Origin of the sequence: Vibrio anguillarum, assembly GCF_001989995.2 — a bacterium.
Classification (GTDB): domain Bacteria; phylum Pseudomonadota; class Gammaproteobacteria; order Enterobacterales; family Vibrionaceae; genus Vibrio; species Vibrio anguillarum.
The window spans coordinates 20,290-42,134 of record NZ_JAHGUP010000102.1 but is presented as its reverse complement, the minus strand read 5'-3'; the positions used below and the strand labels follow the sequence as shown (position 1 = coordinate 42,134).

The 21,845-nt window shown below is 46.3% G+C and carries 18 protein-coding genes; 6 read left to right on the top strand and 12 right to left on the bottom strand.

The genetic code is table 11. The annotated features are described in order from the left end of the window. Positions 1 to 56: 56 nt before the first annotated feature. The 3 genes from PL85_RS16900 to PL85_RS16890 form a co-directional block, all read right to left on the bottom strand. Complete coding sequence (locus PL85_RS16900; RefSeq protein WP_010319547.1) at positions 57 to 827, bottom strand: ABC transporter permease; 771 nt, start codon at positions 825 to 827, stop codon at positions 57 to 59. A gap of 5 nt (positions 828 to 832) precedes the next feature. Further along, positions 833 to 1,753, bottom strand: coding sequence for an ABC transporter ATP-binding protein (locus PL85_RS16895; RefSeq protein ID WP_026027559.1), 921 nt, complete (start codon positions 1,751 to 1,753; stop codon positions 833 to 835). A gap of 141 nt (positions 1,754 to 1,894) precedes the next feature. Next, positions 1,895 to 3,562 carry a SulP family inorganic anion transporter gene (locus tag PL85_RS16890; protein ID WP_115339518.1) on the bottom strand — a complete coding sequence of 556 codons (1,668 nt, stop codon included), beginning with the start codon at positions 3,560 to 3,562 and terminating at the stop codon, positions 1,895 to 1,897. A 250-nt stretch (positions 3,563 to 3,812) separates the two neighbouring features. Between PL85_RS16890 and can the strand changes: the two genes are divergently transcribed. Then, positions 3,813 to 4,481, top strand: a complete 669-nt coding sequence (gene can, locus PL85_RS16885) for a carbonate dehydratase (protein ID WP_013857670.1) — start codon at positions 3,813 to 3,815, stop codon at positions 4,479 to 4,481. Between the two features lie 84 nt (positions 4,482 to 4,565). Here can and hpt read toward each other — a convergent pair whose 3' ends face one another. After that, positions 4,566 to 5,096 (bottom strand): hypoxanthine phosphoribosyltransferase, encoded by a 531-nt coding sequence (gene hpt / locus PL85_RS16880; protein ID WP_010319544.1) that lies wholly within the window; start codon positions 5,094 to 5,096, stop codon positions 4,566 to 4,568. 371 nt (positions 5,097 to 5,467) lie between these two features. Between hpt and PL85_RS16875 the strand changes: the two genes are divergently transcribed. After that, positions 5,468 to 6,085 carry a LuxR/HapR/OpaR family quorum-sensing transcriptional regulator gene (locus PL85_RS16875; protein ID WP_115339517.1) on the top strand — a complete coding sequence of 206 codons (618 nt, stop codon included), beginning with the start codon at positions 5,468 to 5,470 and terminating at the stop codon, positions 6,083 to 6,085. A 117-nt stretch (positions 6,086 to 6,202) separates the two neighbouring features. Here PL85_RS16875 and lpdA read toward each other — a convergent pair whose 3' ends face one another. The 7 genes from lpdA to xerD all read right to left on the bottom strand — a co-directional run bounded on the left by lpdA (position 6,203) and on the right by xerD (position 17,189). Further along, positions 6,203 to 7,630: a dihydrolipoyl dehydrogenase gene (gene lpdA / locus PL85_RS16870; RefSeq protein WP_013857673.1), complete on the bottom strand. Its 1,428-nt coding sequence runs from the start codon at positions 7,628 to 7,630 to the stop codon at positions 6,203 to 6,205. Positions 7,631 to 7,930: 300 nt separating this feature from the next. Further along, entirely contained in the window at positions 7,931 to 9,814 is a 1,884-nt protein-coding gene (aceF, locus tag PL85_RS16865) for a pyruvate dehydrogenase complex dihydrolipoyllysine-residue acetyltransferase (RefSeq protein WP_088731724.1), read from the bottom strand. Positions 9,815 to 9,832: 18 nt separating this feature from the next. Continuing rightward, on the bottom strand, positions 9,833 to 12,508 hold the full coding sequence (gene aceE / locus PL85_RS16860; protein WP_013857675.1) for a pyruvate dehydrogenase (acetyl-transferring), homodimeric type: 2,676 nt from the start codon (positions 12,506 to 12,508) through the stop codon (positions 9,833 to 9,835). Between the two features lie 53 nt (positions 12,509 to 12,561). Next, positions 12,562 to 13,329, bottom strand: coding sequence for a pyruvate dehydrogenase complex transcriptional repressor PdhR (gene pdhR / locus PL85_RS16855; protein ID WP_115339516.1), 768 nt, complete (start codon positions 13,327 to 13,329; stop codon positions 12,562 to 12,564). Positions 13,330 to 13,712: 383 nt separating this feature from the next. After that, the gene (gene recJ, locus PL85_RS16850) at positions 13,713 to 15,452 is read right to left on the bottom strand and encodes a single-stranded-DNA-specific exonuclease RecJ (RefSeq protein WP_115339515.1); all 1,740 of its coding nucleotides are present in this window, start codon (positions 15,450 to 15,452) and stop codon (positions 13,713 to 13,715) included. A gap of 41 nt (positions 15,453 to 15,493) precedes the next feature. Beyond that, the gene (locus PL85_RS16845; RefSeq protein WP_013857678.1) at positions 15,494 to 16,267 is read right to left on the bottom strand and encodes a thioredoxin fold domain-containing protein; all 774 of its coding nucleotides are present in this window, start codon (positions 16,265 to 16,267) and stop codon (positions 15,494 to 15,496) included. Between the two features lie 13 nt (positions 16,268 to 16,280). Continuing rightward, positions 16,281 to 17,189, bottom strand: a complete 909-nt coding sequence (gene xerD / locus PL85_RS16840; protein WP_013857679.1) for a site-specific tyrosine recombinase XerD — start codon at positions 17,187 to 17,189, stop codon at positions 16,281 to 16,283. 152 nt (positions 17,190 to 17,341) lie between these two features. Between xerD and fldB the strand changes: the two genes are divergently transcribed. Continuing rightward, positions 17,342 to 17,860: a flavodoxin FldB gene (gene fldB / locus PL85_RS16835; RefSeq protein ID WP_115339514.1), complete on the top strand. Its 519-nt coding sequence runs from the start codon at positions 17,342 to 17,344 to the stop codon at positions 17,858 to 17,860. 7 nt (positions 17,861 to 17,867) lie between these two features. On the opposite strand, the gene ampD is transcribed toward fldB, so the two are convergent. After that, positions 17,868 to 18,419, bottom strand: coding sequence for a 1,6-anhydro-N-acetylmuramyl-L-alanine amidase AmpD (gene ampD / locus PL85_RS16830; RefSeq protein ID WP_234826552.1), 552 nt, complete (start codon positions 18,417 to 18,419; stop codon positions 17,868 to 17,870). A 124-nt stretch (positions 18,420 to 18,543) separates the two neighbouring features. On the opposite strand from ampD, the gene nadC reads away from it, so the two are divergent. The 3 genes from nadC (at position 18,544) to pilB (ending at position 21,840) form a co-directional block, all read left to right on the top strand. Beyond that, entirely contained in the window at positions 18,544 to 19,431 is an 888-nt protein-coding gene (gene nadC / locus PL85_RS16825) for a carboxylating nicotinate-nucleotide diphosphorylase (protein WP_115339513.1), read from the top strand. Positions 19,432 to 19,689: 258 nt separating this feature from the next. Next, on the top strand, positions 19,690 to 20,151 hold the full coding sequence (locus PL85_RS16820) for a pilin (RefSeq protein WP_115339512.1): 462 nt from the start codon (positions 19,690 to 19,692) through the stop codon (positions 20,149 to 20,151). Beyond that, the gene (gene pilB / locus PL85_RS16815; protein ID WP_115339511.1) at positions 20,152 to 21,840 is read left to right on the top strand and encodes a type IV-A pilus assembly ATPase PilB; all 1,689 of its coding nucleotides are present in this window, start codon (positions 20,152 to 20,154) and stop codon (positions 21,838 to 21,840) included. Positions 21,841 to 21,845: the final 5 nt, after the last annotated feature.

Here is a 21,845-nt window from a genome sequence, read left to right as displayed (position 1 = left end):
AGGGTTAGGGTGGGGTGAACCCCCTCCTAGCCTCCCCCTAAAAGGGGGAGGCACTATTAAGTCCTTAACCCGATACCACGCGAAACCAGATAATGCGCAACTCCATACAGGGCCACTACAAAAATACCAAGCACACTGAACGAAGTAACAATTCCCACATCTGACACGCCAAGAAAACCGTAGCGGAAGGCATTAACCATGTAGACGATTGGGTTGATTTTCGATACCGCTTGCCAAAAGTCAGGCAATAGGCTGATCGAATAAAATACCCCACCCAAGTAGGTTAATGGCGTCAATACAAAGGTAGGAATAATCGAAATGTCATCAAAGGTTTTAGCAAAAATGGCGTTAATCATGCCGCCTAAAGCGAACACAACAGAGGTGAGAAAAACCGTCGCCGCAATGATCCCCCAATGATCGACCTTGAGATCAACAAAGAACAGCGACACAAGGGTTACTATCGTGCCCACCAGCAAGCCACGCACTACCCCGCCCATCACAAATCCAGCGATAATGACGTAGTTAGGGACAGGCGCAACTAACAACTCTTCGATGTTTTTCTGAAACTTCGCACTAAAGAAAGAAGAGGCGACGTTCGAGTATGAGTTAGTGATCACCGACATCATGATTAAGCCCGGGACAATATATTCCATATAGCTAAAGCCGTTCATCTGGCCAATACGCGAACCAATTAGGTTGCCAAAAATAATGAAATAGAGCGTCATGGTGATGGCTGGCGGTACTAAGGTTTGCACCCAAATACGCGTAAAACGGTTGATTTCTTTAGTCAGCAAACTGCAAAAAGCCGTCCAATATAAACGATACATCATAATTATCCTCGGCTTTGCTGTTGAACAATACTGACAAACAGCTCTTCAAGGCGGTTCGCTTTGTTGCGCATCGAAAGTACCGTAATTCCCTGTTCTGTTAACTGTGAAAAGACTGAATTTAGCCCTTTCGTTTTCTCCAACTCAATTTGTAACGAACCGTTGAGCATGGTCTGCGAGATCACACCACTGAGTTGTGGCGCTGGCGGAGAATTCTCTGCGATATCTAAAATAAAGGTTTCGAGCTGTAATTTGGCCAGCAAATCCTTCATCGAGGTATTTTCAATAAGCTCACCTCGGTTAATAATGCCGATATTGCGGCACAGCATCTCCGCTTCTTCTAAATAGTGCGTGGTTAAGATAATGGTGATCCCTTGCGCGTTAATCTCGGTTAAGAACTCCCACATCGAACGGCGCAGTTCAATATCCACACCGGCGGTGGGTTCATCTAAAATCAGTAACTTAGGCTCATGCATTAAGGCTCGAGCAATCATCAAACGGCGTTTCATACCACCAGAAAGATTACGCGCACGCTCTTTACGTTTTTCCCACAAATCGAGTTTTGAGAGGTACTTCTCTGCCCTCTCTTTCGCTAACGCTTTCGTCACGCCGTAATACCCAGCTTGCTGCAACACAATTTGCTCAACCGTTTCAAACTGGTTGAAGTTAAATTCCTGCGGCACTAAACCAATGTGTTGTTTGGCAAGCTCAAGATCTTTATCAATATCAAAACCAAACACTTTAACGGTGCCAGAGGTTTTATTGACCAGCGAAGAGATAATGCCAATGGTGGTTGATTTCCCGGCTCCATTGGGCCCAAGCAGTGCGTAAAAATCGCCTTTTTCAACCTGTAAACTCACCCCTTTTAGGGCCTCAAACCCACCAGCGTAAGTTTTTCGTAATTGTTCTATTTCTAATGCGTACATTCCACGGATCACTCTTTGTGATGTTAACCTATCCAATGTGCTGCTAAGGCTCGCGTTTTTCAACCCAATATTAGAAATTGATAAAATAAAAAAACGCAGATCCAGCGATCTGCGTAATTCATTCTTGCACAACCTTAACGCTTAACGATTTTGGGCTACCTGCTTAACCGCAGCATTGAGCGCTTCATAACGAAACGAAAAAGTCTGCTCGGTTGGCACCAGATCCAAAATATGAAACTTTTCCAGTTGCTGTTTGGTGTGCACATTTGGGCAAAGTAAGTAGACCGCGCAGTGGGCATCTAAGGCATCATTAATCGCATTTTCTAAAGCAAGCCCAACCGTCACATCAATCATAGGTACATCAGTAAGATCTAAAATCATCGCTTCATAGTCACTAATGTGATTGTGCTGGCGAGCGATCGCTTTAGATACACTAAAAATCATCGGCCCTGAGAGATAAAAAAACAGCACCTTACCATTGGCTTGATCCAATAAAGCTCGTTCGCTATCAGTCAATGGCACATCGTTTTCATCAGCATCACTAATGGCTTTCACTTGGCGAGCTTGCTCGCGGCTCAAGCGTTCTATGATCAAAATATTTGAGATAAAAACGCCCAAGCCAACCGCAACAATCAAATCGACAAAGACAGTTAACAGCATCACGCCATACATGATGGCCATCCCCTGCACACTCACTTTATGCGCGCGTTGGATAAAGCTCCAATCAAGAATATTAAAACCAACATACACCGCAATCCCTGCCAATACAGCCATTGGAATCGGTTCGGTTAAGCCTCCCGCCACCAATACCACTAAGGCTAATACTAAGGCACGGACTACACCAGACAGAGGAGAACGCGCGCCGACCTGAATATTGGTCACCGTACCCATGGTTGCGCCTGCACCTGGCAACGCACCCAATAAGCCCGCGATCATATTAGCCAGCCCTTGCCCTCGCAGTTCTTTATCGGAATCATGCTCTTTACGCGTTAGAGAATCGCCAATTACCGCGGTGAGCAACGTATCAATGCAGCCGAGCGTACCGAGTACTAAAGCGTCAATCACCATGGTGGTGAACATCTCGGCATTGAAGGTTGGAATAACAAAAGAGGGTAAGCCAGCAGGGATCACACCAATACGGCGGATCTCTTCGCTATCAAATAACAGTACCGAAACAAGCGTCACGCCGACTAAAGCGACCAATTGAACGGGCACTTGTTTGCGATATTGAGCCGGGAGAAAAAATAAAATGCCTAAGGTTAACAAACCAAGAAAGAGCTCACTGAACTTCATCTGACTAATGATCTCGGGCAACGCGATTAACGTTCCCATCACTCCCCCTGCGGGGGCCGCCTGACCAAGCAGCGGTGACAACTGCAGGATAATCAAAATCACCCCAATTCCTGACATAAAGCCGGAGATCACGCTATAGGGCATTAAGGTGATGTATTTCCCGAGTTTTAAAGTGCCAAGTACAATCTGAAAAGCGCCTGCCATCATGACAACCGTGAAGCTAACTGCAAGCCCCGTTTCAGGATAACGCGCCACCATGCTGGTTAAAATGGCCGTCATAATGACCGTCATTGGCCCTGTGGGTTCAGAAATTAATGTAGATGAACCACCAAACAAGGCAGCAAACAGCCCCACCAATATTGCTCCCCAAAGCCCTGCTTCTGCACCCGCACCAGAGGCCACACCAAAAGCCAAGGCAAGTGGCAGTGAAATAATCGCGGTCGTGACGCCACCAAAGACGTCTCCTTTTAGGTCGATATCGGCAAAACGGCCTCTAAACACAATGCTTTTCCTCATACTCAAAATAGGTTGTCTCACTCTAACAAATCATCATTCTAATAATTAATCATTATTTTACATGTGATTGATTCTCTGTTGACTATACAAATAGCGATGGAAGCAGTTTAATTTTTTTACTAGGAAAACTCGTCAGATGAGTGAGTGTTTTGTCATTTTATAAGAGAACGGAATTGTAACATTGTGTATAGTCAGGCCTATTCTTGCGCATTACCATTGATGCGATTGAACTATTTTTAAGGGAAGTGAGATGCCAGAACTGAAACAGCTTTTTGAAAATAACTCACGTTGGTCTGAATCGATTAAGGCTGAACGTCCTGAGTACTTTGCAAAACTCGCTCGCGGGCAAGACCCAGATTTTCTATGGATTGGTTGTTCTGATAGCCGAGTTCCGGCCGAGCGTTTGACTGGGCTTTATTCTGGTGAGCTGTTTGTACACCGCAACGTTGCAAACCAAGTGATTCACACTGACCTTAACTGCCTTTCTGTGGTGCAGTACGCGGTTGACGTACTGAAGGTCAAGCACATCATCATCTGTGGACACTATGACTGCGGTGGCGTCAACGCAGCGATTGATAACCCACCGCTGGGCTTGATCAACAACTGGTTACTGCACGTGCGTGACTTATACCTTAAGCACCGTACCTACTTAGATGCAATGCCAGAACAAGATAAAGCCGACAAATTGTGCGAAATCAACGTTGCCGAGCAAGTGTATAATTTAGGTAACTCAACCGTACTGCAAAACGCATGGGAGCGCGGCCAAGATGTCGAGCTGCATGGCGTGGTCTACGGTATTGAAGATGGACGTTTGGAATACTTAGGCGTTCGCTGCGATTCACGTGAGCGAGTCAACGACACCTATCAAAAAGCGATGGAAAAAATTCTTAATGCGCAACATAACTTGCTGTGTCGATAACAGCGTGTTAATTGCCGTTAAAACTGATAGTTAAAAATACAGAATGCCCACTATTTAGTGGGCATTCTATTATCGCTGGCAAAATTACGCTTGCGGCACAACTTTACCAATGTAAGGTAGGTGACGATATTTTTGCGCGTAGTCGATACCTACGCCCACGACAAATTCATCTGGGATTTCAAAACCGATCCACTTGACCTCTACAGGTACTTCACGGCGTGAAGGTTTATCCAGTAAAGTACAGATGTGAATCGATTTAGGTTCACGCAAAGACAAAATTTCTTTTACTTTATTTAGTGTATTACCCGTATCAATAATGTCTTCTACCAGCAACACATCTTTACCTTTAATGTCATCATCCAGATCTTTCAGAATGCGCACATCACGTGAGCTTTGCATCGTGTTGCCATAACTTGACGCGGTCATAAAATCGACTTGATGAACTAAGTCGATCGCGCGAGCTAAGTCTGCCATGAAGACAAATGAGCCGCGCAACAAGCCCACCAGCACCAGATCTTCACTACCTTGGTAATGCTCTGTGATTTGTTTGCCTAATTCACGAATTCGTTCCTGAACCACTTGCTCAGAAATCATCACTTCAACTGTATGTTTCATACTGTTCTCTTTTCTGGTGATGCGACACGCTACGATCATCGCAGTTTAATGATGGCGTCGCGTAACTAGCTTGGCGCGTATAGTACCACTGCCACACAGGATAGTTAAATAATTAGCAAAACTCTGGATATGATGAAATAAAGCTCCTACGCTGCCGCAGACACGCTCACCACAAATACGCCACATCAATAAAAGATACAATAAAACACGTTGAATCCGATGGGATTTAACACGATCGCACAAAAAACAAACTCGAAACGTTGACCTCAACCATATGCAGCAGTACACTCATAAAGCTTTAAAGCAACTAACAAAATAATCATTAGAGCGAAAAGCTCAATTCAACAGTCATTGGCAAGGATTAACAACTCATGGAAACATCGATAGAAAAACGCCCCAGAACTCGCTTATCACCACAAAAACGCAAACTTCAACTGATGGAAATCGCCCTTGAAGTGTTTGCAACACGGGGAATAGGCCGAGGTGGCCACGCAGATATTGCTGAAATCGCCCAAGTTTCAGTCGCTACTGTCTTTAACTACTTTCCAACCCGAGAAGATTTAGTCGACGACGTACTCACTCATGTTGTACGTCAGTTTTCAAACTTCCTCGCAGATAATATTGATCTTGATTTGCATGCGAAAGATAACTTAACCAACATCACCACTAAGATGATTTCTCTTGTGATTGAAGATTGTCACTGGTTAAAAGTATGGTTTGAATGGAGCGCTTCAACGCGCGAAGAAGTGTGGCCACTTTTTTTCTCCACCAACCGTACTAATCAACTTTTGGTACAAAATATGTTTATCAAAGCCATTGAACGTGGCGAAGTGTGCGATCGGCATGAACCAGAACATCTTGCTACGCTCTTTCTTGGTATCTTCTACTCACTATTTGTACAAGCAAATCGCATACAAGACGAAGCCAGCATGGGTGTACTCGTGAAAAGCTACCTCAGCATGCTCTGCATCTATAAAAAAGATCACTAGGCTTAACTTCCTAGTCTCTGAATTATGAGCATAAAAAACCGCTGAATTCAGCGGTTTTTTACTATGTTACGAACCGGCAATTTAACTAACCAGCAATTTAACGCATCAGCGTTGAAGTTACTTTTTCTTTTTCGCTTTTGCGTTTGGCAGATCAGTAATCGTGCCTTCAAATACTTCCGCAGCAAGGCCTACCGATTCATGTAACGTTGGGTGAGCATGAATCGTCAAAGCGATATCTTCTGCATCACAACCCATCTCGATAGCCAAACCGATTTCACCAAGCAGTTCGCCGCCGTTAGTACCAACAATAGCGCCACCAATCACGCGGTGAGTCTCTTTATCAAAGATAAGCTTAGTCATACCGTCAGCACAATCAGAAGCGATAGCACGGCCAGAAGCTGCCCATGGGAATGTCGCGACTTCGTAGTTAATGCCTTCGGCTTTGGCTTCTTTTTCAGTTTTACCAACCCAAGCCACTTCTGGCTCAGTGTACGCAATTGAAGGGATAACTTTAGGATCGAAGTAGTGCTTCTTACCAGAAATTACTTCTGCCGCTACGTGGCCTTCATGCACACCTTTGTGCGCCAACATTGGTTGACCAACGATATCACCGATCGCGAAGATATGAGGAACGTTAGTACGCATTTGCTTATCAACATTGATAAAGCCGCGCTCATCCACTTCAATACCTGCTTTTTCAGCATCCATCAGCTTACCGTTTGGTACACGGCCGATAGCAACAAGAACGGCATCATAACGCTCAGCTTGCGCTGGTGCTTTTTTGCCTTCCATTGAAACGTAGATACCATCTTCTTTTGCTTCAACAGCGGTTACTTTGGTTTCAAGCATCAGGTTAAATTTGTCTTTGATACGTTTGGTGTAGACTTTAACCATGTCTTTATCCGCCGCTGGGATAAGTTGGTCAAACATCTCAACCACATCAATCTTAGAACCTAGCGAGTGGTAAACCGTCGCCATTTCTAGACCGATGATACCACCACCCATGATCAACAGTTTTCCAGGAACTTCTTTCAGTTCAAGAGCATCCGTTGAATCCCAAATGCGTGGGTCTTCATGAGGAATGAATGGCAGTTTAATTGGACGAGAACCAGCTGCAACGATGGCGTTATCAAAGTTAACCACGGTTTTACCGTCTTCACCTTCAACTTCAATGGCGTTAGGGCCAGTAAATTTGCCGAAACCGTTCACGACCGTCACTTTGCGCATCTTCGCCATGCCGCCAAGACCGCCCGTTAACTGGTTGATAACTTTTTCTTTCCAAAGGCGGATTTTATCGATGTCCGTTTGTGGTTCACCAAACACAATACCGTGCTGGGCCAATGCTTTCGCTTCTTCGATAACTTTTGCAACGTGCAGCAACGCTTTTGATGGGATACAACCCACGTTCAAACACACACCGCCAAGGGTGCTGTAGCGTTCAACAAGTACTGTTTCAAGACCTAAGTCTGCACAGCGGAATGCAGCGGAGTAACCAGCAGGACCGGCACCAAGTACGACGACTTGGGCTTTGATTTCTTTGCTCATTTTGACCTCTTGTAGTCATTATCCCTAACAGGCTGAGTGGATGTTCTCGTTGTTTTTAGTGTTTAATCCAATGAATTAAACCCATGACTGAGCCAATTACTTAAAACAAATGAATTAAAACGAATTATTTTCAGACCGCAACAGTTTACAGAGATGTTAATGGTGTGAAAAGTAAATCCATTTAGCCTGTGAGCTAGACGACAATTCGATTAAGAAAAAACCCTTCGTAATCCAATTGTTCAATTATTCGTGTTAACAAGGGCGGCTTTAACGGCCGCCCTCTCTTTCACTAAACTTGGCTTACAGAACCAGACGACGAATGTCTGATAGCGCGCCATTTAGGAATGTGATGAAACGCGCACCTTCCGCACCATCAATCACACGGTGATCGTATGACAGTGATAGTGGCAGTTGTAGGCGTGGTTCGAACTCTTTACCGTTCCACACTGGCTTAAACTCAGACTTAGATACCCCAAGAATACCGACTTCTGGCGCGTTAACGATAGGCGTAAACGCTGTACCGCCGATACCACCTAAGCTAGAGATAGTGAAACAGCCACCTTGCATGTCTGCAGCGGTCAGTTTACCTGCACGGGCTTTCTTCGATACTTCAGCCAGCTCTCTTGATAGCTCATAAATACCTTTTTTGTTCACATCTTTGAAGACAGGAACAACAAGACCATTTGGCGTATCAACAGCAATACCCACGTTCACGTACTTCTTCAGAATCAAGCTTTCGCCATCTTCAGAAAGTGAAGAGTTAAACGATGGGAATGCTTCTAGTGCTTTCGCTACCGCTTTCATGATGAACACCAGTGGGGTGATCTTCATGCCTGTGTCGTTCTTCGCTTCAATCGCATTTTGCTCTTTACGGAAGTTCTCAAGCTCGGTGATATCCGCATTATCCCATTGGGTAACGTGTGGGATCATCACCCAGTTACGATGCAAGTTAGCACCAGAGATCTTCTTAATACGTGAAAGCGGTTTTACTTCTGTGTCACCAAACTTGCTGAAGTCCACTTTTGGCCAAGGTAGCAAGCCAAGCGCGGCGCCATCACCTTTACCAGAAGCCACTGCGGCAGAACCCGATTCAAGACGCTTCAGCGCTTCTTTCACGTAGTTTTGCACGTCTTCTTTTAGGATGCGGCTCTTACGGCCAGAACCTTTGACTTTCGCTAGGTTAACACCAAATTCACGCGCAATACGGCGTACAACCGGTGATGCGTGAGAGTACTCATTGTTCTCTTCAAACTCGGCAGGTGCTGCCACCGCTGATTTTACCGCTTCCGCTTTTGGCGCTGATGCGGCTGGAGCCGCTGCTTGCGCAGGGGCCGCTACGGCAACGGGCGCTGCACCGGCAACTTCAAACACCATGATAAGAGAGCCTGTTGACACTTTATCGCCAGCTGCAACTTTGATTTCTTTCACAACACCAGCAAACGGCGCAGGAACTTCCATTGATGCTTTATCGCCTTCAACGGTGATAAGAGACTGCTCTTCACTCACGGTATCGCCAACCGCCACCATGATTTCCGTCACTTCGACTTCATCACCACCGATATCCGGTACGTGGATCTCTTTTGCTGCCGAAGCGGCTGGTGCTGCAGCTACAGGTGCTGCCACTTGAGCAGAGGCTGCCGCCGGAGCAGAACCCGCCACTTCAAAGATCATCACCAGTGAGCCTGTCGATACTTTATCGCCAGCGGCCACTTTGATCTCTTTCAGTACACCAGCAAATGGAGCAGGTACTTCCATTGAGGCTTTGTCACCTTCAACCGTCAGTAGAGATTGCTCTTCTGCGATTGAATCGCCGACTGCGACCATGATTTCAGTGACTTCCACTTCATCACCGCCGATATCTGGCACGTGAACTTCTTTAAGCTCAGCGACAGCCGCGGCAGCAGGAGCCGCAACTGGTGCAGCTTCCACTGCTGGAGCTGCGACCGCTGCGCCTTCTGCTTCAAAAATCATGATAAGTGAACCGGTCGATACTTTATCGCCAGCGACTACTTTGATTTCTTTTACAATACCCGCTTGAGAAGCCGGTACTTCCATAGAAGCCTTATCACCTTCTACAGTAATAAGAGATTGCTCTTCTTCAACCTTGTCGCCAACGCTGACAAGAATCTCAGTAACTTCAACCTCATCCGCACCAATATCCGGTACATTAATTTCGATTGCCATTATTCTTTCCTACCTTAATTAAGCGTATAGCGGGTTTGTTTTTTCAGTATCGATGTTGAATTTCTTAATCGCTTCAACCACAACTGATTTCTCAACATCACCACGTTTCGCTAGTTCGCTTAGCGCGGCAACCACCACGTAACCTGCGTTCACTTCGAAGTGACGACGTAGGTTTTCACGGCTATCAGAACGACCAAAACCATCAGTACCTAGTACTTTGTATGATTCAGCCGGGATAAACGCACGTGCTTGCTCAGCGTAGTTCTTCATGTAGTCAGTTGCTGCGATGGCAGGCTCGCTGCCCATTACCGTTTGAATGTAAGGTACTTGCGGCTGCGCTTCAGGGTGAAGCATGTTGTAACGCTCACATGCTTGGCCATCACGAGTCACTTCATTGAATGATGTTACTGAGTAAACATCTGAAGCCACGCCGTACTCATCACTTAAGATTTGAGCCGCTTTGCGTACTTCGTTCATGATCGTACCTGAGCTCATTAACTGAACTTTACCTTTAGAGCCAGTCGTTCCTTGTGGAGCGTAGCTTTCTAATTTGTAGATACCTTTACGAATACCTTCTTCAGCGCCTTGTGGCATTTCAGGCATTGCGTAGTTCTCGTTCATCAGCGTTAGGTAGTAGAACACGTTCTCTTGATCGCCATACATGCGGCGAATACCGTCTTGCATGATGACTGCAACTTCGTAAGCAAATGTTGGATCGTAAGAAAGACAGTTAGGAACCGTTGCCGCCAATATGTGCGAGTGACCATCTTCGTGCTGTAGACCTTCACCGTTCAGCGTCGTACGACCAGCGGTAGCGCCCAATAGGAAACCACGTGCTTGTTGGTCACCTGCCATCCATGCCATGTCGCCAACGCGTTGGAAACCAAACATAGAGTAGTAGATGTAGAACGGAATCATTGGCAGATCGTTTGTCGAGTATGAAGTTGCAGCAGCAACCCATGAAGACATAGCACCCAGCTCGTTGATCCCTTCTTGCAGTACCTGACCTGAAGTCGCTTCTTTATAGTAAGAAACGATGTCGCGGTCTTGAGGAGTGTAGTTCTGACCGTGTGGGTTATAGATACCGATTTGACGGAACAGACCTTCCATACCGAAAGTACGTGCTTCATCTGCAATGATTGGCACAATATTTTTACCAATGCTCTTATCTTTGAGCAAAATGTTCAACGCACGGACAAACGCCATTGTGGTTGAGATTTCACGTTTTTGCTCTTCAAGCAGAGGCTTGAACTCTTCAACCGCTGGAATCACAAGTTCTTGAGTGAACTTAGGCAAGCGTTGAGGTGTGTAACCTTTTAGCGCTTTACGGCGAGCGTGTAAGTATTCGTGCTCTTTCGAGCCTTCTGCCAATGTTAGGTATGGCAACTCTTTCACAGCTTCATCTGTTAGAAGATCTTGTAGACCAAGACGATCACGCAGTTGCAGCACGTGAGTCATGTCCATTTTCTTCACTTGGTGAGCGATGTTCTTACCTTCTGCCGCTTCACCCATGCCGTAACCTTTAACGGTCTTCGCCAGAATCACGGTTGGCTTGCCTTTCGTGTCTTGAGCATTAGTAAAGGCTGCGTACAGTTTAGAAGACTCGTGACCACCACGCTTGAGCGCGAAAATTTGATCGTCAGTCATATCAGCAACAAGCGCCGCTGTTTCTGGGTATTTACCAAAGAAGTGTTTACGCACGTAAGCACCATCTTTCGCTTTAAATGTTTGGTAGTCACCATCGATGGTTTCGTTCATCAACTGAAGCAGCTTACCTGTGGTGTCTTTCGCCAGTAGAGAATCCCAGTTGTTACCCCAAATCACTTTAACAACGTTCCAACCTGCACCTTTAAATAGGCCTTCAAGTTCTTGGATGATCTTACCGTTACCCATGACCGGGCCGTCTAGACGTTGCAAGTTACAGTTGATAAGGAAACATAGGTTATCAAGCTTCTCACGAGCGGCGAATGAAATCGCACCGCGTGATTCTGGCTCATCCATCTCGCCATCACCTAGGAACGCGTATACACGCTGTTCAGAAGTGTCTTTCATACCACGACCATCAAGATATTTGAGGAAACGCGCTTGATAGATTGCAGAAATTGGCCCCAGACCCATAGATACGGTCGGGAATTGCCAGAATTCAGGCATCAATTTCGGGTGTGGGTAGGAAGGAATACCTTTGCCATCCACTTCTTGGCGGAAGTTGTCAAGTTGCTCAGCCGTTAGGCGGCCTTCAACGAACGCACGTGCGTAGATCCCTGGAGAGATGTGACCTTGATAATAAACCAAGTCACCGCCATCTTTTTCATTAGGCGCACGGAAGAAGTGGTTAAAACATGTTTCGTAGAACGAAGCAGAAGACTGGAATGACGCCATGTGGCCGCCAAGATCGAGGTCTTTTTTCGATGCACGTAGAACGATCATAATCGCGTTCCAACGGATGATTGAGCGAATGCGACGCTCAAGCGTTGTGTCACCTGGGTATGCTGGTTCTTGCGCAGCTGGAATGGTGTTGATGTAGTTCGTGGTAATACCGGTTGGCATATCAACACCGTCTAGACGTGCTTTATCTAGAATTTGCTCAAGTAAGAACTGAGCGCGTTCTACACCTTCTTCACGTACAACTGACTCAAGGGCGGCTAGCCATTCCTGAGTTTCCAGTGCATCTACGTCATGCTTCATGTCAGACATGGCGATCTATCCTTCTATTGGTTGGATCTATAAAACAAGCAATTCGTCGTAGGTTACGACTCATTACCCTGCTGAATTCGGCGCAACGAACGCTCACGACGAGACTCTTCTTTGGTCAAATCCAACAATGTTTCTTCGATATAAGCTAAGTGAGAATGGGACATTTCGCGCGCCTTTTCCGGCTGACCAGAAACGATCGCATCCACGATATTAGCTCGGTGTCTACTTACTTTCTCCACCACTTCATGGCGGCGGTGTAATAGTTTTAAATTCTGTAGAACATTTTGCTCAAGCAAAGGAGCGAGGCTGCGAACAATATGCAAAAGCACCACGTTGTGGGCCGCTTCAGTGAGAGCGACTAAAAACGCGACCACCGCAGACGCCTCTGCTTCGACCTCTTTTTTCGCTTGTTGTTCACCAATTCTCGCCAAACAGGCTTGAATGCGAGCAAAATCTTCCTCAGTACCACGCAATGCTGCGAAATAAGCTGAAATACCTTCCATCGCGTGGCGCGATTCCAATAGATCGAGCTGGGTTTCAGAGTGGCTAGACAATAAATTTAGCAGAGGATCAGAAAAACTCTGCCAAATGTTCTCACTGACAAACGTACCTCCACCTTGACGGCGGGTTAATAAACGCTTGGCTTCGAGGCGTTGAATGGCTTCACGAATGGATGGACGAGACACCTCGAACTGTTTTGCCAGTTCTCGTTCTGGAGGAAATTGTTGCCCCGGAGAGAGTGTTCCTTCCACTATCAGCCTTTCTAACTCCTGTTCAATTACATCAGAGAGTTTTGGCTGACGAATCCTTTGATAAGCCATAATTTATTATTCTTCTACTCTTTGCAGTCAATTGGTAATACCAATTTCAAGTTGGTGCAGAAATTAACATAATTAAAACGTAGCTGTCCAGCCAAAAGTTGACCTAAATCATAGAACAGCCCACGCTTAAACACCTTGATAACAATAGTCGATTAAAACAGCAATATTATTGGTCAGACCAATTACAAAATGAATACAGATGGGGAAATGATGGGCTAGAAATGGGGAAACATTCTTTGATATCTACCCTTTCAAGAGGAAACATTCTTTGGCTCCTCCCCCTTCTAGGGGGAGGGAATGTAAGAGCAAACATTGGTTGGGACCTCCCCTTTCTAGGGGAGGGAGATCATGTCACGCATCGAAGGAAGAGAAATATCAAGCCGTTACTTCGCTTCGAGGTGATCAATCATCAATTGCAATGACTGATTGCCGCGAAACTCATTAATATCAAGCTTATACGCAAGACGCACCGTTTTCACCGACGCATCTGGCCAGCGTCTTAAATCGACATTAAAAGCGATACCATCGATCATAATGTTGGTTGGGTGGCCTTTAAATAACGGCTCAAGCATCAGTTTCAAATGCTTTTCTCCCACCAGCTTTTGGTGCAATAGTTTGAACTCACCGTCAAAGAGAGGCTCAGGAAACGCCTGCCCCCACGGACCACCGGAACGCAAGGTTTCAGCGGTGTGCATCGAGAACTCTTCAGGTGTTAACTCTCCATCGGATAAAATCACGCCCTTGAGCGCGCTTTCATCTAACTCGCGACGTACAGCTTGATCAAACAGCTCAGCAAAACGCTCAAACTCTTTTTCGGCAATAGTTAGACCTGCCGCCATCGCGTGACCGCCAAATTTGGCGATTAAACCGGGGTTTTGTGTATCAATGCGATCCAGCACATCGCGCATGTGTAACCCAGCAACAGAGCGGCATGACCCTTTGATACTGCCATCGCCACCATCGGCAAACGCAATCACAGGGCGATGATATTTATCTTTAATACGTGAGGCTAAAATACCAATTACACCTTGGTGCCAATCGCGTTGAAACAGCACTAAACCGTGCGGCAATTCGCTATTTTCACTCAGTTGTAAGCGCTCACAAAAAGCCAGCGCCTCTTGCTTCATCCCCTCTTCAATCTCTTTACGAGTTTGGTTAAGGCCATCCAGCTCACTGGCCATTCTACGCGCAGCGTGAATGTCATTGCACATTAGCAGCTCAACGCCAAATGACATATCATCCAAGCGCCCTGCCGCATTGATGCGTGGCCCTAACGCAAAGCCAAAATCCGAGGCAACTAAACGCCTCGCGTCACGTTTAGCAACCTCAATCAAAGCTTGAATACCCGGCCTTGCATGCCCGGCGCGAATGCGTTGCAAACCTTGATGCACTAAAATGCGGTTGTTTTCATCGAGCGGCACAACATCAGCGACAGTACCCAGTGCGACTAAGTCAATCAGCTCCATCAACTTGGGTTCACTCATGCCTTGTCGAGTAAACCAGCCGTTTTTTCGCATATGCACGCACAGCGCCATCATCAAATAGAAAGCCACCCCTACGCCGGCTAATGCCTTCGAGGGAAACGGGCAGTTAGCCAAATTGGGATTCACCATCGCATCAACCTCTGGCAACTCGTGTCCCGGTAAATGGTGATCGGTCACCAAGACGGTCAGCCCTTGCTGCTTGGCATAACGCACCCCGTCGATAGAGGAGACGCCGTTATCGACCGTCATGATCATCTGCGCGCCAAGCTCAATTGCTTGATCGACCACTTCAGGGCTTAAGCCATAACCATCTTCAAAACGGTTAGGCACGAGATAGTCCACATTGTGCGATCCCAACATTCGCAACGCCAAAACAGATAAGGCGCAACTGGTTGCGCCATCAGCATCAAAATCCCCGACGACTATGATACGCTGCTGATGCTCGATGGCGTGAAAAAGTAGTTGTACCGCTTGCTCTATGCCACCTAATTGTTGGTAGGAATGCAGTGCTTTCGCAGCCTTGTCGAGTTGTTCAAGGTCCGTGATACCACGGTTGATATAGATACGTTTAAGCAGTGTAGGAATCGTGTCAGGGAGTTGCGAAAGATCGGGGGCTGGTCTTTGTTTTATTTCAATCATAAATCAGCGGGCTCAAGAACACTCAAGCCCGACTCCTAAAGTTATTGAATCTGCTGAAGGCGTTGCAACAATTGCTCTGGTGGTAAATAACCGCCAACCATTTCGCCATTCGGTAGGAAAATCGCAGGCGTGCCGTTGATGCCTAACTCACGCCCGAGCTGATAGTGCTTGGTAATCAACTGCTTAGCTTGTTGGATGTTCTGCCCTGCTTCTGGCAACTTATGATTGGTTTTTGCCTCATTCATCGCTGCCATTTTATCATCTGCATTCCAGATAGCGGCCATCTGATCAGCTACCTGCCCCGTAACGCCTTGACGCGGGTAAGCCATGTAGCGCACGGTGATCCCTAGGTCGTTATACCCTTTCATTTGACTATGCAGGCGAGTGCAATAACCACAGGTAATATCAGTAAAAACAGTCACCACGTATTTTTCATTGGCGGCTTTGTATTCGATCATACTCGATTCAAACTGCGCGATCTTCGCCGCATTAACGGGCGCTTGGCGTTTGGCTAACACATCGACATAACCACCATTCTTATCTAATTCATACAAGGTTCCGGCGATAAAATGGCTCGCGTCAGGCGCAGAAAACAGCACGCCACCGGAAGTTTGCACTTCAATCACTCCCGGAATATCAGAGGCTTGAACACTCAGCACTTCCAATCCGAGTTTAGAAAAACGTTGTTCAAAAACCGTTTTATCAAGCGCAGCTGCTTGCACAGCCGTTGACGTCACTTGCTCTGTGGTTTCAGCGTTACACGCCACAGCAAAAAGTGGCAATGTAAGAAGAGTCAGTTGGCGTAATACGCTCATTAAATTCACCTTTTCAAGCCCTTGGATGGTGCTCGCTATGTAATTGTTTAAGTCGCTCAGTCGCAACATGAGTATAAATTTGCGTGGTCGATAAGTCACTATGACCGAGCAGCATTTGCACTACACGCAAATCGGCACCGTAATTGAGTAGATGCGTGGCAAAAGCATGCCTTAATACGTGTGGAGAGAGTTTTTCCACATCGATTTGTGCGATCACTGCGTAGTGTTTAATTCGGTGCCAAAAGGTTTGACGAGTCATCTGCCTTGCGCGTCGGCTAGGGAAAACCACATCCGACGTTTGTTCGCCCAGCAGAGTAGACCGCCCTTGTTCAAGAAAAGTTTCAATCCAATCAACGGCATTTTCGCCCATCGGTACAAGACGCTCTTTGCCACCTTTACCAATCACTCTTACTACGCCTTGACGTAAACTGATATTTTCCATGGTCAGTGAAACCAATTCGGTCACCCGTAGCCCTGTTGCATACAAGAGTTCCAACATCGCTCTGTCACGTAATTCTAGAGGATTATTGGTATCGGGAGCATTCAATAGATCTTCCACTTGCTGCTCAGATAAATCTTTAGGCAAACGCTGTGGCAATTTAGGGCTAATTAAGAGTGCGCTCGGATCATCGCCGCGGAGTTTCTCACGGTGCAGATATTGAAATAAACGACGAATCGCCGACAACATACGCGCCCGCGAGGTTTGCTTATAGTCTTGATCAGCGAGCCACGCTTGGTACTGCTGCAAACCAGTGACACTAATAAAATCGAGGCGATAATTATTGTGCTGCATCCATTGCAACAATTTCGTCAGATCATTGCGATACGATGAGAGCGTGTTTTCAGCTAAACCACGCTCCATCCACATCGCATCTAAAAACTGTTCCACAACCCCTTGATCAGGAGAAATATATTCAGACACATCAAACCTCTGTGGTGAAAATCGAGTTGCTCAGGTTATGTGAGCCACTGATTTAATACCATAAAAAAACATCATCGGCAGGATAATCGCTGCAAAGCGCGTCATTTTATGGTTAGAATTCACTATTCTTGATTTAAAACGAACACAAAATTATGAAGATCGGTCTTTTTTACGGCTCAACAACTTGTTATACCGAAATGGCAGCAGAGAAGATCCGTGCGCTCATCGGTGAGGATTTGGTGGATATTCACAATGTGAAAGAAACGCCACTCTCTTTGATGAGCAACTATGATCTTTTAATACTGGGCATCTCAACTTGGGACTTTGGCGAAATCCAAGAAGATTGGAGCGCAATATGGGATCAAATCGGTGGCGTGTCGCTAAACGGCAAGTACGTCGCATTGTTCGGCTTAGGCGATCAAGAAGGTTATGGCGAATGGTACCTCGATGCGATGGGGATGCTGCATGATGAACTAAAACAAATTGGCGCTCAATTGATTGGCTACTGGCCCAACCAAGGCTACCATTTTGAAGCGTCAAAAGCCTTAACGGCAGATGGCCGCCACTTTGTTGGCCTCGCACTCGATGAAGATTCGCAATACGAGCAAAGCGACGAACGCATTCAATGCTGGGTTGAGCAAATTTTAGTGGAATATCACGATTCGATTTAATTTGTTGTTAGTCATTTGCTGCCAACAAGGCTCGATAGCAACGCCAATCAAACACCAAACCGGGGTCAGTTTTGCGTAGTGGTGCAATGTATTGATGCCCGGTAATGCGTTGATTGGTGATGAGCGGATAACGCCGCTGCAATGCACACGTCAAAGTCGCTAAGGCTTGATATTGCGCAGGTGTATAAGCCGTCTCATCGCTCCCTTCCAATTCAATCCCAATCGAATAATCATTGCATTTTGCACGGCCAGCGAAGCTTGACTGGCCCGCATGCCAAGCTCTGGCATTAAATGGCACAAATTGCACTACTTCTCCCTCTCGCCGAATGAGGCAGTGAGCCGAGACGCGCATCTGGTGGATGGTTTGAAAAAAAGGGTGTTGATTCGGGTCAAGCGTGCCAGTGAAAAACTGCTCAATATATGGGCCGCCGAACTGGCCCGGAGGCAAGCTGATATTATGTACCACCAGCAATGAAATATCTTGCGCATCGCTTCGCTGATCATAAAACGGCGATGGCACTCGACGTGCGCTTTGATACCAACCCTTTTTATCGATCATCAGTTGACCCCTTACACTCAAACAAAAATGAACCTTAGCCAGAGGAAATGCGAGATTAGTGGCTGAATTTGAGTAAAACTCAGCGTATCATTCTCACTCTGTTCAACACCATATTAGATTTGCGATGAAAAATACACACAACAGCCGACAACGCCTTGATTATCTGAAACAGCAACTCCCATTGGAAATTACTCGTGCCGTTAGCGATGCACTCAGAGAAGATCTCGGTGGCAGCTTGGATGCGACTGCTGATATCACCGCAAACCTTATTCCAGCGGATGCGCGTAATACCGCGACTCTCATCACCCGTGAACATGGCGTATTTTGTGGCCAAGCATGGGCAGAGGAAGTCTTCAAACAACTTGGTGGTGAAGTGAAAATTGACTGGCATGTCCAAGATGGTGATCAAGTTAAGCCAAACCAAATTTTGTGCACTCTTGAAGGTCCAGCTCGCGCGCTGCTGACTGGTGAACGCAATGCGATGAACTTCATTCAAACCTTGTCAGGTTGCGCCAGCATTACTGCTCAGTATGCCAAACAGCTAGAAGGCACCGAATGCCGACTACTTGATACACGCAAAACTATCCCTGGCCTGCGCAGCGCACTGAAATATGCTGTCGCGTGTGGCGGCGGCTTTAACCATCGTATTGGCGTGTTTGATGCTTATTTAATTAAAGAAAATCATATCATTGCTTGTGGCGGTATTACCCAAGCCATCAGCACCGCTAAACAGCTCAACCCCGGTAAACCTGTCGAAGTCGAAACCGAAAGCTTGCAAGAGTTAGAAGAGGCGATTCAAGCGGGCGCTGACATCATTATGCTGGATAATTTTAGTATTGAGATGATGCGCGAAGCGGTAGCAATTAACGCAGGCCGCGCAGCTTTAGAAAATTCTGGTAACGTCACATTAGAAACCATTGGCGATTACGCGCGAACCGGTGTCGATTACATCTCAGTCGGCGCGCTGACTAAGCACATTAAAGCACTCGATCTCTCAATGCGCTTTCAGTAATTAATTACATCAATTATTGGAATAAAGATCAAAAATTTCAAATAGTTAAGGAAGCCAGACGAGCTTCCTTTTTTATTGCTTGCGTATCAAAAGCAAGACGGCATTTTTAAGTCAGTCGTATTTTAGTGATTGATATATGCAACTAAACAGGTAAAAAATCCAAATCACTCGCGCACTGCTCTTTATCTCATTCACACCAACCCACAAGCTTCTTATGCTCTGCCCATCCTTATGCGTTCAAACGGAGCAAATCAAATAATGAACACAAATAAGACAACGAAACAAAGTGGTTTTACCTTAATTGAATTGATGATTGTTGTAGCAGTAATCGGTGTATTAGCTGCGATTGCAGTGCCTCAATACCAAAATTACGTAAAAAAATCATCTGTAGCGGTCGGTTTGGCAAATATCACGGCATTAAAAACAAATGTTGAAGATTTTATTGCAACTGAAGGCAGCTTCCCTACCACTACTGCTGGGACAGCAACAGGATTTACTAGATTAGGAACCGTTGAAGATATGGGCGATGGGAAAGTATTGGTCACTCCAACGTCTGCCGGCTCATTAACTGGCACAATTAAATATACCTTTGAGGCTGGTGTGGCAAATACTCACAAAGTCAGATTAATTCGAGACGCAAATGGCCTGTGGACATGTGACACGACAGCCCTAAGTGAATTTTCTCCAAAAGGTTGTACCTCAGGTGCGACAATTCCATAAATGCTAACCAACCTACCTGCGATTCTGCGTCAGGCTCAGATATTGAGCCCGACGCAAGAACACGCAGTTATTGAACATATCAAAGCGTCTGGTGCGAGTGTGCCAGAAGCTTTGCTCGCTTTGGATTTTTTCCATCCTCATGATCTGACTGAGCAGTTAAGTACCCTTTTCGGCCTACCGGACACCGACTTAACCCGCTACGACTACCCACAGCTCTGCCAACAGCTTGGTTTGCGTGATCTCATCACCCGTTACCAAGCACTGCCGATTGCCAATAATGGCCAAACCCTGACCATCGCGGTTTCCGACCCGACCCATTTACAAGTGGAAGATGATTTTCGCTTCGCGACAGGCTTACAAGTTGAACTGGTTTTAGCCGACTACAAAGCGCTGCAAGCAGCCATCCGGCGCTTGTATGGCCGAACAATTCAAGGATCCTCTCCTTCAGGGAAAGAGATCAGCCAAGATGAACTGGCGAACTTAGTTAAGCTGTCTGATGATGAGATTCAATCGATTGAAGACCTCAGCCAAGATGACGCCCCAGTCAGTCGCTTTATTAACCAAATTCTGCTTGATGCGGTGCGTAAAGGCGCATCCGATATCCATTTCGAACCGTACGAAGCGCTTTACCGAGTACGATTGCGCTGTGATGGTATTTTGCTGGAAACGCAGCGTCCCTCAAGCAACTTAAGTCGCCGGCTTGCCGCGCGGCTTAAAATTTTATCCAAACTCGATATTGCCGAGCGGCGCTTACCACAAGATGGACGAATTAAACTGCGGTTGAATCAAGACACCGCCATCGATATGCGCGTTTCCAGCCTCCCTACTTTATGGGGTGAAAAAATCGTACTGCGCCTACTTGATAGCAGTGCTGCTAACTTAGATATCGACAAGTTGGGTTATAACGACCAGCAAAAACAACTCTACTTAGCTGCGCTGAAAAAACCACAAGGGATGATTTTAATGACGGGCCCGACGGGTAGCGGAAAAACCGTCTCGCTCTATACGGGGCTACGCATTTTAAATACTGCTGAAGTGAACATTTCCACCGCTGAAGATCCGGTTGAAATTAACTTATCCGGTATCAACCAAGTTCAAGTGCAGCCAAAAATTGGCTTTGGCTTTGCGCAAGCATTACGCTCCTTCTTACGGCAAGATCCCGACATTGTAATGGTTGGCGAAATCCGCGATTTAGAAACTGCCGAAATCGCCGTGAAAGCGGCACAAACCGGGCATTTAGTTCTTTCTACCTTGCATACTAACTCCGCCGCCGAAACGGTAATTCGCTTGAGTAATATGGGAATTGAAGCGTTTAACTTAGCCTCTTCACTCAGTTTAATTATTGCCCAGCGTTTAGCTCGTCGCCTTTGTCGGCACTGCAAAATTGCCGTCGTGCCCTCAATGCAGTTGCAGCAACATTTTCAGCTGCTAGCGACAGAAACCATTTATGAAGCGAACCCGCATGGTTGCAACGAATGCACAGGGGGCTATTCAGGTCGAGTCGGCATTTATGAAGTGATGGCGTTTAACCCACAGCTGGCCGAAGCGATTATGCAAAAAGCAAGCATTCATCAAATAGAGCAGATCGCGAAAGCCAACGGAATGCAGACACTACAAGAATCAGGCATTGAAAAGCTCAAAAACGGCGTAACCAGCTTCAAAGAGCTGCAACGCGTGCTCTATTTCTAACGCTT